Origin of the sequence: Longimicrobium sp., from assembly GCA_036387335.1 — a bacterium.
GTDB lineage: Bacteria > Gemmatimonadota > Gemmatimonadetes > Longimicrobiales > Longimicrobiaceae > Longimicrobium.
Window position 1 is genome coordinate 48652 of record DASVTZ010000073.1, and the last position, 15368, is coordinate 64019.

At 71.7% G+C, this 15368-nt stretch carries 17 protein-coding genes; 3 read left to right on the top strand and 14 right to left on the bottom strand.

Features of this window, described 5'->3' with window-relative positions; genetic code table 11:
* Window positions 1-2 precede the first annotated feature (2 nt).
* The 5 genes from VF647_06245 to VF647_06265 all read right to left on the bottom strand — a co-directional run bounded on the left by VF647_06245 (window position 3) and on the right by VF647_06265 (window position 3469).
* Window positions 3-728 carry a pyridoxine 5'-phosphate synthase gene (locus tag VF647_06245; protein HEX8451675.1) on the bottom strand — a complete coding sequence of 242 codons (726 nt, stop codon included), beginning with the start codon at window positions 726-728 and terminating at the stop codon, window positions 3-5.
* 73 nt (window positions 729-801) lie between these two features.
* Window positions 802-1689: a Rossmann-like and DUF2520 domain-containing protein gene (locus VF647_06250; GenBank protein ID HEX8451676.1), complete on the bottom strand. Its 888-nt coding sequence runs from the start codon at window positions 1687-1689 to the stop codon at window positions 802-804.
* Window positions 1686-2933, bottom strand: a complete 1248-nt coding sequence (gene hflX / locus VF647_06255) for a GTPase HflX (protein HEX8451677.1) — start codon at window positions 2931-2933, stop codon at window positions 1686-1688. Before hflX ends, VF647_06250 begins: the two co-directional genes overlap by 4 nt.
* 125 nt (window positions 2934-3058) lie before the next feature.
* The gene (locus VF647_06260; protein HEX8451678.1) at window positions 3059-3238 is read right to left on the bottom strand and encodes a type II toxin-antitoxin system HicB family antitoxin; all 180 of its coding nucleotides are present in this window, start codon (window positions 3236-3238) and stop codon (window positions 3059-3061) included.
* Between the two features lie 15 nt (window positions 3239-3253).
* A complete protein-coding gene (locus VF647_06265; protein HEX8451679.1) occupies window positions 3254-3469 on the bottom strand; it encodes a type II toxin-antitoxin system HicB family antitoxin in 216 nt (71 codons plus the stop codon).
* Window positions 3470-3486: 17 nt separating this feature from the next.
* Between VF647_06265 and VF647_06270 the strand changes: the two genes are divergently transcribed.
* Window positions 3487-3681, top strand: a complete 195-nt coding sequence (locus VF647_06270) for a hypothetical protein (protein ID HEX8451680.1) — start codon at window positions 3487-3489, stop codon at window positions 3679-3681.
* A 45-nt stretch (window positions 3682-3726) separates the two neighbouring features.
* Here the strand turns inward: VF647_06270 and VF647_06275 are convergent, their stop codons facing one another.
* From VF647_06275 to VF647_06305, 7 genes are all read right to left on the bottom strand, one after another.
* Entirely contained in the window at window positions 3727-5649 is a 1923-nt protein-coding gene (locus tag VF647_06275) for an ABC-F family ATP-binding cassette domain-containing protein (GenBank protein ID HEX8451681.1), read from the bottom strand.
* A complete protein-coding gene (locus VF647_06280; protein ID HEX8451682.1) occupies window positions 5646-6137 on the bottom strand; it encodes an LEA type 2 family protein in 492 nt (163 codons plus the stop codon). Before VF647_06280 ends, VF647_06275 begins: the two co-directional genes overlap by 4 nt.
* Window positions 6138-6149: 12 nt before the next feature.
* Complete coding sequence (locus tag VF647_06285; GenBank protein HEX8451683.1) at window positions 6150-6872, bottom strand: ATP-binding cassette domain-containing protein; 723 nt, start codon at window positions 6870-6872, stop codon at window positions 6150-6152.
* 416 nt (window positions 6873-7288) lie between these two features.
* Window positions 7289-8515: a hypothetical protein gene (locus VF647_06290; protein ID HEX8451684.1), complete on the bottom strand. Its 1227-nt coding sequence runs from the start codon at window positions 8513-8515 to the stop codon at window positions 7289-7291.
* 70 nt (window positions 8516-8585) lie between these two features.
* Window positions 8586-9917 (bottom strand): replication-associated recombination protein A, encoded by a 1332-nt coding sequence (locus tag VF647_06295; protein ID HEX8451685.1) that lies wholly within the window; start codon window positions 9915-9917, stop codon window positions 8586-8588.
* Window positions 9914-10639 carry a ZIP family metal transporter gene (locus VF647_06300; GenBank protein HEX8451686.1) on the bottom strand — a complete coding sequence of 242 codons (726 nt, stop codon included), beginning with the start codon at window positions 10637-10639 and terminating at the stop codon, window positions 9914-9916. The genes VF647_06295 and VF647_06300 overlap by 4 nt, the downstream gene beginning before the upstream one ends.
* A 223-nt stretch (window positions 10640-10862) precedes the next feature.
* Window positions 10863-11240: a holo-ACP synthase gene (locus VF647_06305; protein HEX8451687.1), complete on the bottom strand. Its 378-nt coding sequence runs from the start codon at window positions 11238-11240 to the stop codon at window positions 10863-10865.
* Window positions 11241-11403: 163 nt separating this feature from the next.
* Between VF647_06305 and VF647_06310 the strand changes: the two genes are divergently transcribed.
* On the top strand, window positions 11404-11532 hold the full coding sequence (locus VF647_06310; GenBank protein ID HEX8451688.1) for a hypothetical protein: 129 nt from the start codon (window positions 11404-11406) through the stop codon (window positions 11530-11532).
* Between the two features lie 37 nt (window positions 11533-11569).
* Window positions 11570-12871, top strand: a complete 1302-nt coding sequence (dacB, locus tag VF647_06315) for a D-alanyl-D-alanine carboxypeptidase/D-alanyl-D-alanine-endopeptidase (GenBank protein HEX8451689.1) — start codon at window positions 11570-11572, stop codon at window positions 12869-12871.
* Window positions 12872-13078: 207 nt separating this feature from the next.
* Here dacB and VF647_06320 read toward each other — a convergent pair whose 3' ends face one another.
* Window positions 13079-14131: a C40 family peptidase gene (locus VF647_06320; GenBank protein ID HEX8451690.1), complete on the bottom strand. Its 1053-nt coding sequence runs from the start codon at window positions 14129-14131 to the stop codon at window positions 13079-13081.
* The gene (locus VF647_06325) at window positions 14128-15315 is read right to left on the bottom strand and encodes an aminotransferase class V-fold PLP-dependent enzyme (GenBank protein HEX8451691.1); all 1188 of its coding nucleotides are present in this window, start codon (window positions 15313-15315) and stop codon (window positions 14128-14130) included. Before VF647_06325 ends, VF647_06320 begins: the two co-directional genes overlap by 4 nt.
* Window positions 15316-15368 lie beyond the last annotated feature (53 nt).

Here is a 15368-nt window from a genome sequence, read left to right on the forward strand (position 1 = left end):
GGTCACGTGCGTGCGCGGCGGAGGATCTCGGCCATCTCGCGCGTGGCCCGCTCGATCCCCACCAGCACCGCGCGCGACACGATGGAGTGCCCGATGTTCAGCTCTTCGATCTCGGCGATGGCGGCCACCGGCGTCACGTTCTCGGAGGTGAGCCCGTGCCCGGCGTGCACTGCCAGCCCGGCTGAGCGAGCCAGCGCCGCCGCGCTCGCCAGCCGCGCGAGCTGGCAGGCTCGCTCGGCGCCGCGGGCGTTCGCGTACTCGCCCGTGTGCAGTTCCACCGCGTCGGCGCCCAGATCCGCGCTTGTACGTACGGCGTCTTCGTCTGGATCGATGAAGAGCGAGGTGCGCGACCCGGCGTTTCTCAGCCGGTCGAGCGCGGCGCCGATCTCGCGGCGCGCCTCCTCCGTGCCCAGCGCGAGCCCGCCCTCGGTGGTGATCTCCTGGCGTCGCTCGGGGACCAGCGTGATCTGCATCGGCCGCCACTCCTCCGCCAGCGCGAGCACGTCCGACGCCGCCGCGAGCTCCAGGTTCACGCCCGTGCGCGACGTCTCCAGCAGCAGGCGGACGTCGCGGTCCTGGATGTGGCGCCGGTCTTCGCGCAGGTGCACGGTGATGCCGTCCGCGCCGCCCAGCTCGCACAGGACCGCGGCTCGCACCGGGTCCGGTTCGTCGGTGCCACGCGCCTGGCGCACGGTGGCGATGTGGTCGACGTTGACGTACAGCCTCATGCGGGGAGGGGTGCGGGAGTGCGTGAGTGCGTGAGTGCGTTGAACTGAGTGCCCAGTGCCGAGTGCCAAGTGCTCAGTCGTGAGCCCGCCCGGCGTCGTCCAGCAGCGCGGCGACGCGGGCGGCGGCCTCGGGCGGGAGGCCGGCGTCCTGTGCGAGCGACAGGGCCTCGCGGGCGAGGAGGGAATATAGCGGCCGGTCCGCGCCGGACAACCGCGACAGGTGCAGCCGCACCGTCTCCGCGTCGCCGCGCGCTACGGGGCCGGTGAGCGCGGCGGACGGGCCGCATGAAGCCACGTTCTCGATCGCGCCCCCGGCGAGGGCGGCAAGCGCGGTCCGCGCCTCCTCCGGCGGGACTCCGGCCTCCGCCATCAGGCGCTCCGCCACGCCCAGCAGCACCACGGCGTAGTTGGCCGCGAAGACCGCCGCCGCGTGGTAGAGCGGCTTGCCATCGGAGGGCACGATCAGCACGCGCCCGCCGCACGCGAGCACGATGCGCTCGGCCAGCCCACGCGCGTCGCCCTCCCCCTCCACGCCAAAGGTGGCGCCGCGCAGGCGGTCCGCTCCCGCCACCGGATCTGCGATCGCCGCCAGCGCGTGCATCCCGCCTACAGGGTGCCCCCGCTCGGCCAGCGGCGCCAGCGCATCCACCGACAATGCGCCGCTCGCGTGCAGCACGGGGACAGTCCGCGCCAACGAAAGATCCGCCAGCGCCGCGGCGACATCGGGAATCGACGCATCGGGAACGGCCAGCAAGATCCCAGCGAGATCGCCAGGCGGAACCTCCAGCCCCGCGCGGTACGACGCGGGCGGCGGATCGCAGTCGAACAACGGATGCGGCGGCGGATCGGCGCGGCGCCCGGAGTAGGCCAACGACGCAAAGGCGCCGGAACGGTGCAGGACGAGCCCGAGGGCCAGCCCCAACCGTCCGGCGCCGACGATCCAGAGCCGTTCTGCGCTCAACCGTCGCCGTACACGCGCACGCCGCGGCTGCGCAGCCGCCCCAGCGTGGCGACTGGCACGCGGGCGCGGAGGCGGACCTCGGTGCCCTTGTCCTCGCGCTCCAGCACCTCGCCCTCGCGGTACACCTCCGCCAGCAGCCCGCCCTGCGACGACGGCAGGGTGAGCCACACGTCCGGGCGCAGCCGCTTCACCTCGTCGTTGAGTAGCTTGGAGAGCGGCTCGAGCTTCCCTTCCTCCACCGTCGAGACGAAGATGGCCGGCGGCGCGTCGGGGCCCTGCACGCGCGCGCGGAGTCCTTCCTCCTCGTCGTGCGTCAGCCGGTCCACCTTGTTGAAGACGAGCACCGTCGGGTGGTCGGCCAGGCCGAGGCTCGCGAGCACCTCTTCCACCACGATGCGCTGCTCCTCCCACGCGTGGTGCGACGAATCGATGACGTGCAGCAGCACGTCCGACTCACGCGCCTCCTCCAGCGTGGCGCGGAACGACGCGACCAGGTGGTGCGGCAGCTTGCGGATGAAGCCGACCGTGTCCGTCACCAGCGCCACCGCCCCCTCGCCCGCGTCCACGGTGCGCGTGGTGGGGTCGAGCGTGGCGAAGAGGCGGTCCTCCACGAACACCTCCGTCCCGGACAGCTTGCGCAGGATCGACGACTTGCCTGCGTTGGTATAGCCGACCAGCGCGGCGCGGAGCTGCCCCGTGCGCCCTTTGCGCTGCGTGGCGCGGGTGCGGGCCACGCGCTCCAGCTCGTCCTTGAGGCGGACGATGCGGTGGTCGATCATCCGGCGGTCCGTCTCCAGCTGCGTTTCGCCGGGCCCGCGCATGCCCACGCCGCCGCGCACGCGCGAAAGGTGGCTCCACATCCGCGTGAGGCGCGGGCGCAGGTACTGGAGCTGCGCCAGCTCCACCTGCGCGCGAGCTTCGGCGCTGCGGGCGCGCGTGGCGAAGATGTCCAGGATCAGCTCCGCGCGGTCCATCAGGCGCGTCCCCACCAGCTTCTCCAGGTTGCGCCCCTGCGCCGGCGAGAGCTCGTCGTCGAAGATGATCAGCGTGGCGCCCTCCGCCTCCACCTGCATCTTCAGCTCCTCCGCCTTCCCCTCGCCGATGTAGAACTTGGGGTGGGGCGAGTCCAGCCGCTGGATCATCGACCCGACCACGTCCACCCCCGCCGTGTCCGACAGGCGCTCCAATTCCTCCAGGTGCTCCTCGGTAACCTGCGCCGTCTCGGACTTCGACGGCGCCCCCACGAGGATCGCCCGCTCCCGCGGGACTGCCAGCTCGATCAGCTTGTTAGAGATGGTTGCGTCTCCATGTGTGTCTTTCGCGGCGTAGGCCGAAGTGCCTCATTAGCCGCATACTGCGCGCCGCCCCGTCACTCCACGCAGGCTACGGGGTCGGCGTCCTCCATGAGCATCGCGACGACCTCCTCGATGTTCCGGCGAAGCTCCTCCACCGTTCCGCCCTGCGCGTGCGCTCCGGCGAACCCCGGAATGTAGCCGACGTACAGGCCGGTCACGGCGCACCGCTCGATCACCAGATTAGAAGCATCCATCGATCCACCGCCTGTTCACGCGAACATCAGCCGGCGGCCCTTCGGCTCCGGGATGGGGTCGCCGAACTCCTTGGCCGTGTCGAGCCACAGGTCGATGGCCTCCTCCGCGTTGCTCAGAGCCTCCGCGCGCGTGCCGCCGTGCGCCATGCATCCCGCCAGCTCCGGCACCTCCGCAATGAACGCGGCATCCTCGGCACCCCAGTAGATGATGACCTCATACCGACTTGTCATCCTTCTCTCCTGAGCCCGTGCTGCGCGGGTACTTGTTCGCCGTGCTCGAGCCGGTCGGCGACCACGGTCCGGGCGAGGTCCTCCACCGCTGCAACGGCTTCGTCTCGCGTAGCGCCGTACGCCATCACGCCTGGAAGGGCGGGAAAACTCGCGAGCCATCGACCGTCCGTCTCGCGTTCGATCTCATCGAGAAATCCATCGCGCCTCCATGACTTCGCGTACACTGCGCAAACGATGCCGTCCGGCGGGCACGAAGGCTACACCCCCGCCAGCTCCTCACCCATCCGCTCCCAGGCCTCGTAGGCGGCGGCGAGGCTGGATTGGGCGGCGCCGAGCTCGGCGGTGAGCTTGCGGGCGCGGTCGGGATCGCTGCCGGGGGCGTAGAGCGCGGAGTCGGCGAGGACGGCCTCGATCTCGGCGATGCGCGTCTCCAGCTTGGCGATGTCGGCTTCGAGGCGCTCCATTTCGCGCTCGCGGCGGCGCTGCTCGTTCTTGGAGAGGCCGGTCGTGGTCCGGGCGGGCGTTGAGGCGGTGGCGGAGGTGGCTGCGCGGACGGCCGGCGCGGAGTCGGCGCGGCGCTTCACGTGCTCCGTCCACTCCTCGTAGCCGCCGGCGAAGTCCTCGATGCGTCCGTCTTGGAACCCCCACACGCGCGTCGCCGTGGCGGAGAGGAAGGCGCGGTCGTGGGAGATCAGGATGACGGTGCCGTCGAAGTCCTCCAGCGACTCCTCCAGCGCTTCGCGGCTTTCCAGGTCCAGGTGGTTCGTGGGCTCGTCCAGCAGGAGGAGGTTGGCGCGCTCCAGCGTGATCTTGGCGAGCGCGACGCGGGCCTGCTCGCCGCCGGAAAGGTCGCCCACGCGCGACTCGGCGTCGTCGCCGCTGAACAGGAAGCGGCCCAGGTGGCTGCGCAGCTCCTGCGTGGTGATGCGCGGCGCGACCAGGGCCACTTCCTCGCGGATCTTGTGGTCAGGGTTCAGGTGGGTGAAGTCCTGCCGGTAGTAGCCGGTGCGCACTCCCGCGCCCAGCACCACCGACCCGCGCGCCGGCTGCGCGACCCCGGCCAGCACCCTCATCAGCGTCGACTTGCCGCACCCGTTCGGGCCGATGACGGCGATGCGCTCCGTCCGCGACACCTCGCCGGAGAAGGGGGCGAAGAGGACGCGGTCGCCATACGCGCACTGCACGCCGTCCATCCGCATCACCGTGCCGCCGCTGCGCGAGGTCTCGCCGAAGCTGAGGGCCATCGCGCGCTCGTCGCCCGACACTGCGGAGACGCGGTCCATGCGGGAGAGGAGGGTGCGGCGGCTCTTGGCCTGCTTCGTCTTCTGGCCGGCCAGGTTGCGGCGGATGAAGTCCTCGGTGCGGGCGATCTGCGCCTGCTGCCGCTCGAACTGCTTCTGCTGCACCATCCGGCGCTCCTCGCGCTGGGTGAGGAACGCGTCGAAGTTGCCCGTGTAGGCGTACGCCGTCCCCTCTTCCAGGTGGAGGATGTGGTCCGCGAGCCGCTCCAGGAATACGCGATCGTGCGAGACGACGAGCACCGTGCCCGGGTAGGCGCGCAGGTACTCCTCCAACCACTCGGTGGAGCGCAGATCCAGGTGGTTGGTGGGCTCGTCCAGGAGGAGGACGTCGGGCTCGGCCAGGAGGGTCTGCACCAGCCGCAGCCGCCCCAGCTCGCCGCCGCTCAAGGCGCGGACGGGCTTGGGCCACGTGTCCTGCGGAAAGCCGAGGCCCTCCAGCGTCGCGTCCGCCCGGGCGCGCATCTCGTAGCCGCCGCGGCGCCTGAACTCGTCCATGTGCCGGTCGTACGACTGCAGGAGCCGGTCGGCTTCCGGGGATCCCGACGGGAGGCCGGCGAGGCGCTCCATGTCGTCGTGGAGGCGGCGCTCCATCGCCACGAGGTCGGCGAAGGGGGCCATCGCCGCTTCGTGGATGTTCGCGTCGCTCTGCTCGCCGCGGTTCTGGCGCATCAGAGTGAAGCGAAGCCCCGGGTGGCGCCAGATCTCGCCCTCCGTGGCCTCGTCGTCGCCCGTCATCAAGCGGAACAGGGTGGTCTTGCCCACCCCGTTGCGCCCCACGATCCCCCAGCGCTCGCCCTGCGCGACGGTGAACGAGACGTTGCGCAGGACCCATCGGTCGCCGAACTGCTTTCCCGCGTCCTGCAGCCGCACCAGCGTCATCGCACGCCGCCGGAGAGCGTAAAGGTCCCCGTCTTACGGAACGGCACCTGCCGCCCGCCGAACGACGTGCGCACGTTCACGTTGCCCACCGCGCGGTACTGGAAGCTGCCGCGGCGGAGGAGCTGCTGCCCGGCGCTCCCGAGCTGGCTGAACGAGAACTCCACCGGGATCTGCACCGTGCGCGTGTCGCGTGCGCCGATGGTGAACCGCTCCGCGTGCACGCCCTGCGCGAAGCGTGTCCACGCGCTGTCGCCCTGCGCGTCCGAGTTGCGCAGGAACAGCTCGTACTGGAGGCTGTCCGCGCGGAAGCCGACCGGGTTGGGGTTCTCGATGCGCACGTTCACCAGCACCGTTCCACCCCCCAGCCCCAGGCTGCCGAGCTGGATCCCCTCCAACTCCACGCGCGGCTGGCGGAAGCCCGCCGTGCAGGCCGAAAGCGCCACCAGCAGCACGAGCGCGAGCGATGTCCACACTGTACGAATCTTCATGTCCTCTCCTGTTTAACGGGATGTTCCATGCAGCGAAGGTGCCCGCCGCCACGCCTCCCACTCCTCGCCCTCCAGCGCCGTCACCGGCCCGCCGCCCTGCAGCAGGAGCCCGCGCCCGCACCACTCCGCCACAAACTCCAGGTCGTGGCTGGAGACGAGGACGGCCGCTCCGGCGCGGCAGCGCGCATCCAGCTCCCCCACCAGCCGCTCCGCCGAGGTGCGGTCGAGGCCGTTGAGAGCCTCGTCGAGCAGTAGAACCTGTGGCCCGTGGAGGAGCGCGGCGATGATCGCGGTCTTGCGCCCCATTCCCTGCGACAGCTCGCGGCAGAGCGTCCCTTCGGCGCCCGCGAGGCCCAGCAGCTCCAGGAGCCGGGCCGTTTCACCCTCCGCATCGTCCATCCCGCGGGCGGCGGCCACGAAGCGGAGCATCTCGGCCACCGTGAGCTCGCCGTACAGGAACGGGTGCTCGGGGACCACGCCCATACACCGCGCCGCGCGCACGGGGTCCGAAAACGGGTCCGCGCCGCAGATGCGCACGCTCCCGCCGTCGGGCAGCCGGTCGCCGGTGAGGCAGCCGAGGAGGGTGCTCTTCCCCGCGCCGTTCGACCCCAGCAGCGCCACCGCCTCGCCCGGCCTCATCACGAACGAGACGCCGTCCAAGATGGGGCGCCTGCGGTAGGCCTTGCGCAGGTTTTCGACGGCCAGGGGGAGCGGGGTGGTGGTGGTGGTGGTCACGGATGTATGGGTGGCGCGGGGGGCCCTCACCCCCGCTCGTTACACTCGCTGCCCCCTCTCCCGATAACAGGAGAGAGCTGCGCCCTCACGTTATCGAGAGAGGGGGCGTGGGTGCGGCTTGGCGGACTTTGGTGCCGCGTGGATGGCCCCCTCCCCCCGGCCCCCTCCCCCGCCTGCGGGGGCGCAGGGCGGGTGAGGGGGAGAACTGCCGTTCGCGTCGCACAGATCTGGTAAGGGCGCCATTTATCGCGCCCGCCCTTCGCCTTACCACCGCAGCGTCTCCGGTAGGGGCAGACCTGCGTGTCTGCCCACCTTTCCCCCACCGCGATCTTCGCTGCAGGTCCCGGATCTCGTAGGGGCCGCCCCACGTGGCTGCCCGTGCCCTCCCCTGCTCCGCCGCCCGCCACACGGGCGCATCACCGGCCCGCCGCCGCCAGCGACGCACCCGCCGCCGCCAGCGCACCCACCGCCGCGCCCGCGACCCAAGGCCACGCGGGTGACGTATCCACGGCGAAGCTCCAGACGAAGGCGACGGGGATCACCACGCCCATCGACAGGCCGAAGCCGACCGCCCAGCGCCCCAGCAGCCGGTCCGCGGTACGCAGGCCGAGGGCGCGGTCGATCCAGCGGAGGCGGGAGCGCTCGGCGCGGCCCAGCGCGATGACGGCGGCGGACTGCATCACCAGCACGCCAGTGCACGCGGCGGCCACCCAGCGCCTCACCTCCGGGTCTCCGCCTGCGCGGAGGAGGGCGAGGGCGGCGATGATCCCCACCGGCGCAGCCAGGCGCCCCGCCCACCGGAAGCGGCGACTCACCACCACCGCGTCGCGCGCCCGCACGGCGCCCGCCCCACGCGGCAGGAGCGCCGGCAACCCACGCCCGATCACCAGCTCCGATGCATCGGTGGTGGGCGGCGGCGCGTACGCGAGCTCGCCCGAGAGCGGGGCGAAGCGCGGCAGGGCACGGGCGAAGCGGCGGGCCCCGAGCGCCACCCAGAGCACCACGAGGAGCGCGATCACGCCGATTCGGACCGGCATGTTCGGGCCTAGCGCAACGCGGGCCGCCAGCGCGCCCGCAACCAGCGGCGGGAGCGGCGCCCAGACCAGCGACGCGGCGGCGCTCAGACCCGCATCGGGTCCCAGAAGCCCGCGGATCGGACTCCGCTTCCCATCCGCCATTCCCGCGGCGGCGCCAGAGGTGGTGGCGAGCGAGGACGCCCACGCCACCACCGCGCCGGCCGCCAGCATCGCGAGCGGTGCGCCGATCGGCTGCGCGGTGCGGATGAACGGGAGGAGGAAGAGACCCACCACCGCGAGCGCCGCCAGCAGCAGCCGGAGCGCACGATGCGCAAAAAGCGCCGCGGGCGGGATGCCCAGGCGGCGCAGGAGCGAGTCGTCTTCCGGGCGGAAGAGGATCGGGTATGCCTGGAAGGCGATGGGAGCCGAGACGAGGAGCCCCAGCAGGATCTGCCCGTCGCCGGTGGACACATCCGGCCGGAGCGCCTCGCCCGCAAGCCAGACGCCGCCGATGACGAGCGCCGCCGGGAGCGCGAACCCGGCCCACACGCCCACGCGCGGCCGGCGGACGGCGTCGGCCAGGCGGCGCGCGTCGAGGCGCAGAAGGAGGGCGAGAGGCGCAGTCATGCCGAGCCCGAGCGCCGCAAAACCACGTACGAGCGGAGGCGGAAACGCAGCGCACCCATTCGCCCAGCGCTCACTCGATGCCGCCGCGCTCCCGCATGCGCGCGGCGATCTTGGCCTCGTAGCCGCGGTCGGAGGGCTCGTAGAAGCGCACCCCCGCGATCTCATCCGGCAGGCACTGCTGCGGGGTGTATCCGCCTTCGAAGTCGTGGGCGTACTTGTAGCCCTCGGCGTAGCCCCAGTCGCGCATCAGCTTGGTGGTCGCGTTGCGCAGGTGCAGCGGGACGGGTGCGTCCGGGTGCTCCCGGGCGGCGTCGGTGGCCGCGTGGAGGGCGACGTAGGCGCGGTTCGACTTGGGCGCGTTGGCGACATAGAGGATCGCGTTCGAGAGCGGGAGGAGGCCTTCGGGGAGCCCCATCCGCTCGAACGCCATCAGCGCCTGTGTCGCGACGATTCCCGCCTGCGGATCGGCCAGGCCGACGTCTTCGTACGCGGCGGCCACCAGGCGGCGGAAGAGGGTGCGCGGGTCCTCGCCGCCGTTTAGCATCCGCATCGCCCAGTACAGCGCCCCCGATCCCGACGACGAGCGCAGCGACTTGTGGAAGGCGCTCAGCATCTCGTAGGCGAGGGTGGCGTCGTAGCGCGCGGTGCGCTGCTGGAGCGCCTCTCGCGCCACCTCGGCCGTCACCGTGCCGGTGCCGCGCACCAGACGAGCGGCCGTTTCCAGCCCGTTCAGCGCCTGCCGCGCATCGCCGCCGGAGGTGTGGATGATAAGGTCCTCGGCGTCCGTATCCAGCGACACGCTGCCGCCAAGTCCGCGCTCCGCATCGGCCAGCGCGCGGCGCAGGACGTCGCGCACGTCGTCGTCGCTCAGCGAGCGGAGAACGAGCACCTGCGAGCGCGAAAGGAGCGCGGGGTTGATCTCGAACGCTGGATGCTCCGTGGTGGCGCCCACCAGCGTCACCAATCCGCTCTCCAGCGAGGGGAGGAGGAAGTCCTGCTGGCCCTTGTTGAGGCGGTGGATCTCGTCGATGAAGAGGAGCGTGCCGTCGCCCGCTTTCTTTCGCGCCGTGGCTTCCTTGACCACCTCGCGGAGCCGCGGCACCCCCTCGCTGACCGCGTTGAAGGGGACGAAGGTGGAGTCCGCGTCGCCCGCGATCACGCGCGCCAGCGTTGTCTTGCCGCTCCCGGGGGGACCGTGGAGGATGAGGTTGGGGAGGTAGCCGGTCTCCAGCAGCTTGCGCAGGGTGCCGTCGGGCCCGGCGAGGTGCGGCTGGCCCACGATCTCGTCCAATGTGCGCGGCCGCATGCGCTCGGCGAGCGGCGCGTCGGCGGCGGGTGTGGCGGGACGGGGGCGCTCCTTCGGCGCCTCGGGCGCGCCGAACATGTCCAGTGAGTCGCTCAATGGACGAACCCGTGCACGAGTTGTGAGGCCAGCAGGTAGAGCCCGGCCCCGCCGAACACCGCCAGCGCGAGCGGCCAGCTCCGCCCCTTCTGGACCTCGGGGATCAGGTTGGATGCGGCGACGTACAGCGTCACGCCCGCGCTCAGCGCCAGCCCGTGCTCCGCCAGCACGGCGATGTAGCGGGTCAGCAGCACGCCCAGCACCGTCGACACTCCCAGGAGCGCCACGCCGCAAAGCGCCCGGCGTCGCGAGTTGCCGCTGGCGAGCATGATGGAGGCGACGGTGATCCCCTCCGGAATCTTGTGCAGGAGGATGGCGACGAAGACGAGCAGGCCCAGCCACGCGCCCACCCCGAACGCGCTGGCGATGGCGACGCCGTCGAAAAAAGTGTGCAGGAGGAGCCCCACCAGCGCCGTGATCCCCACCCAGCGCCCCACCATCTCGTGGTGGTGCGTCTCCTCTCCGAAGTGGAAGTGGGGCGTGACGACGTGCTGCGTGAGGTGCACCAGAAGGTAGCCGACGAGCACCGCCACGGGCGCGCCGCGCGCCTCCAGCGCTTCCGGGAGCATCCCCACGCAGACGGTGGCCAGCATGAAGCCGCCCCCGAAGGCGATCAGCATCCGCTGCGACTCCGCGCTGCGCGGGCGCGCGGCGGTGATCAGGAGCCCCCCGGCGAGATTCGCCCCGGCCGCGGCGAGGGCGTACAGCAGAGCAGCGTTCAACGGCCCGTGGTCGAAAAAGAGAGGTTGTTCCGGCAGCCCCGAATTGACCACGCACCGGCCCGGCTGTCAACGACCTAACTGCATGGCTCACGCGGAGGCGCGGAGACGCAGAGAGAACAACCTGAAAGAAGTTCTCTGTGGTTGCAGTTCCTTCTGAGCTCTCTGTGTGAGCTTTTCTGTCGTTCCTCTCTGCGTCTCCGCGTCTCCGCGTGAGATTCCGTTTTCAGGCTTCGAGAATGACGACGGCGCCCGCCGTATCTTCGGAGTGGGTCATGGTGAGATGGATGCGGACGGTGCCGCGCGCCTCGGCGGCCTCGGCGGCGCGGCCGGAGAGGCGCAGGGTGGGCGCGCCGGACGGGAGGGAGACGACCTCCACCTCCGTCCACTCGCCGCCGCGGCCCACGCCGGTGCCGAGCGCCTTGAAGAACGCCTCCTTGGCGGCGAAGCGCGCGGCGTACGATTCGGCCGGATGGCGGCTCCCGGCGCAGCGGCGCGCCTCCGCGGCGGAGAAGAGCCGGCGCAGGGCGCGTTCGGGACGCCGCTGGATCATCGCCCACACGCGCTCCACGCTCACCAGGTCCATCCCGAGGCCCACGATCATCCGAGCCAGCCTTGCGCGCGAGGGGAGTAAGGGTGCAACGTCTCTGAAGATAGGCGCGCGGTGCCCACCGCTCAACGCCCGCGCGGCACGCCATTCGCACAGCGGGGCCGCGGCCGGGGAGGGTTCGGCGCGCATCCATTCCGAGCGAAGAGGCAGACGCGGCGTGGCGAGAAATCCGTGGAAGGCGCGGGCCCGGCTGCTGGGCACGGTTTTGATGGCGGCAGCGCTGGGGATCCTCGTGGGATACCTCCTGTTGCAGGTGACCATCATGCGCTGGTCCACCAGCACCTGAGCCCCCGCGCGTCCCAACGCTGTTCCCGGTATCCCCGATGAAGTCCATCCTGGCCGTACTCGCCCTCGCCGCGGCCCTCGCCGTCGGCGTCCCCGTCCACGCGCAGCCTTCCGCGACTGAGCACTCAGGCGCGGCCTCGTCGCGGGTGGCCGAGCTGGAGCGCGACCTGCGCGCCATCCTGCGCGGCCCCGGCATGGCCGGCGCCACTCACGGCGTCCTCGTAGTGTCGCTGGACCGCGCCGACACGCTTTTCTCCTGGAACGCGGACGCGCGGCTCACCCCCGCATCCAACCTGAAGCTGTTCAGCACGGCGGCGGCGCTCCACTACCTCGGGCCTGAGTTCCGCTGGAGCACCTACCTCCTTGCGGAGGGTGAGGTGCGCGGCGGGGTGCTGGCGGGCGACCTCGTCCTCTTCGGCACCGGCGACCCTACTCTGGGGAGCCGTCGCTTCCCCGGAACGGCGCGTGCCCTCGACGCCCTCGCGGACTCGCTTCGTGCCCGCGGCGTTCGCGAGGTGAGCGGCTCGATCGTGGCGGACGGCTCCTTCTTCGACCCGCGCCTGCGCGGCCAGGGGTGGACCGCCGAGGACCTCGTGAGCTGGTTCGGCGCTCCCGTCTCGTCCCTCGTGACCACCGAGAACCTCTCAGGCGGACGCCCGGTGGACGAGCCGGTCCGCGTGGCCGGCGAGCGCTTTCGCACCGCACTCGCCCGCGCGGGGATCAAGGTGCGCGGTGGCGTGAGGACGGTTCGTGAGCCGGGGCTCTCGCGCGCGGGCTTCCACGCGCGGCGGCAGGCGGCGGGCACGCACGTCCTCGCCACCTACCGCTCGCCCGCGCTGCGCGACGTGGTGCGCGTGACGAACCACATCAGCCACAACCTCTTCGCCGACGAAGCGCTGCGGACGGTCGGCCGCGTCGCCGGCGGCGAGGGCTCGTTCGAGGCCGGGGAACGCGCCGTCGCCCGCATGCTCTCCAGCGCCGACCCGCCGCGGATGCTGGACGGCTCCGGCCTGTCGCGCCTGGACCGCGTGAGCGCCCGCACGGTCGTCACGCTGCTGGCCGCGATGGCGCGCTCCCCAGAGGCCCCCGTGTTCCGCGCCTCGCTCCCGATCGCGGGGAGCGAGGCGGGGCTGCGCCGGATGTACGGCACCGCCGCCGCGGGCAACCTCCGCGCGAAGACCGGCACCCTCGCGACGGTTTCCGCCCTTTCCGGCTACGTCACCGCCGCCGACGGCGAGCGCCTGGCCTTCAGCATCATCACCAACGGCGTCCCCCGCACCGCCCTCGCCAAGGAAGCCGAGAACCGCATCGGTGTTCGCCTGGCCGAGTTTCGGCGCTGAGCAGGGAACAGCAGGTCTCACGCGGAGGCGCGGAGACGCAGAGAGGCGCGGAACCATCACCGGTTCCGCGCCTCTGTTTTCGCAGAGCCGCAGAATAAACCACCAAAGGGTTCTCTGTGGCTTGCAGTTCCCTCTGTGCCCTCTGTGTGAGGCTTTTCTCTGCTGTTCCTCTGCGCCTCCGCGTCTCCGCGTGAGACCCGCAGTTTTTCAGATCATCCGACGAGCGCACACGAAGATGCGGCGCAGCTCGCGCTCGTAGTTGCGGCGGCCCATCATGTCGTTGCGCGCGACGCCGCCGTTGCCCAGCGACGAGTGGATGATGCGGGAACCGCCCGTGGACATGGTGACGTGCGTCACGCGCCCGCCGGAGTCCTCCGCGAAGAAGAGGAGGTCGCCGGCCTTGAGCCGCGAGAAGTCCTCGCCGGGATCGACTTCGGCGCCGCTGCGCGACTGCTGGTCGGAGTCGCGGGGAATGGTGGTGCCGTGGAGGCGATGGAGCGCCTGCACGAAGCCCGAGCAGTCCACGCCACCCATCGTCACCCCGCCCCACAGGTACGGCGCGCCCAGCCAGCGAGACCCCGTCTCGCACATCGCCTCGCCCACCGTGGGAAAGGACATGGGACGCAGCGCGGCGGGAAAGAGGTCGCCGTGGGGCGTGCCGACGCGGCCGTCGGGGAGGCGCACCAGGCCGTCCGGCTCGCGCATGACGCGCGCGCCCCAGGGGAGGAAGATGATGCGCTCCCCGTCGTGGCCGATGACCTCCGCGCCGAGCGAGATCCACGGCTCGCCCGCGCCGCCGACTTCCCAGGCGCGGGCCTCGTGCTCGTGCTGCAGCGCCAGGTAGCCCGCGTGGATCCAGCCGATGTAGCCGTCGTACGCGCGGCACTGGAGCCAGCGGCCCACGCTGCGCAGCACTACCAGCCGGTTCCCCAGCACCGTCTGCGAGATCTGCGTCTCGCGGACGGCGGGGCCGGAGAGCATCGGCGCCACGGCGGAGGTGACGAGCGCGTGCACCATCTCCTCCGGGCCCGTGTCCGGAAGGCGCTGCACCTCGTCGCGCACCTCGCGCCACCCGGTGAGCCCCGCGATGCGCAGCCGCAGCTCGTCCGCCGCATTGGCCTCGGAGGTGACGCCCACCAGTGCGACGGCGTCGCCATCCACCTCCACCGACACCTCGAAGACGGCGGTACGGGGGTCGGGCGCGAACTCCTCGCGCACCGCCTCCACCAGCGCGGTCGTCTCGTCCACGGCGCTCCTCACCAGGTCTCCGGGCGGGAAAGGACCTCCATCACCACGGCGATGTCGTCATCGGTGTTGTAGAGGTGCGGCGAGATGCGGATGGCGCCCTCGCGCAGGACGCAGTTCACGCCCGCGCGCCCCATGGCCCGGAACGCGCGCTCCGCGTCCGGCGGACGGAAGCAGAAAATCCCGCTGCGGTGTTCGGGACGCAGGTCGCTGACGATCTCCGCCGCGCCAGTCGAGCGAAGCCACTCGATGAGCGGGTCGAGCAGCTCCAGCACGTGGCGGCGGATGTTGCCGGGACCGACCTCGTGGAGAAGCGTGAGCGATTCCGTCATCCCCGCGATGTCCTGAAAGGGAAGCGTCGCCACCTCGAAGCGGCGCGCCGTGTCCCAGAACTCGTAGCGGTAGTCGAGGAGGCGGCTGTAATCGAGCGTCCCCGAGATCGCCGTCCACCCCACCACGCGTGGCTCGAGCTTCGTCACCAGCTGGCGGCGCACGTAGGCGAAGCCGGTGCCGAAGGGGCTGCACAGCCACTTGTGCCCGCCGGTCGCCAGGACGTCTACGTTGGCGGCGCGCACGTCCACCGGCACCTGGCCGAGCGACTGGATCGCGTCCACCACGAAGAAGATGCCTTGCCGGCGGCAGACGCTCCCGAAGCGCTCCAGCACGGCGCTGTACCCGGACGCGAACTGCACGGAAGAGAGCGCAAAGATGCCGACATCGCCGCGCTCCAGCTCCGCCAGGATCCGCGCCTCGTCCGGCCGCCCGAACTCGTCGGCGGGGACGAGGTCGAGCGTGACGCCCGCGTTGCGCGCGAGCTGCATCCACGGGTAGACGTTGGCCGGGAACTCGCGGTCGCTCACCACCACGCGCTGCCCCGGGCGCAGCGGCAGGATGTGCGCGGCGAGATTGATCCCGTAGCTGGTGTTCGGGAGGAGCGCGATCTCGTCCGCATCGGCCCCGACCAGACGTGCGGCGGCCTCGCGCGCGCGGGTGAGCGTCGGCTCGAAGTCGTCGCCCGTCAGGTCGTGCGCGGACGCGCGGCGGCGGTTGAGCGTGTCGATGGCGCGGACGGCGCGCTCCGGAAGGGGCGCTACGGCGGCGGCGTTGAGGTACGGCGCGCGCGTGGCGGTGGGGAACTCCCTCTCTCGAAGGGCGCGTACGTCCAGCGCCGGTGGGGCGGTCTGCGCGGATGCGGCCAACAGGTCGATCTCCTCTGGGTGAGGCGAAACGATAACCCCCGCCTTCTCGCGCA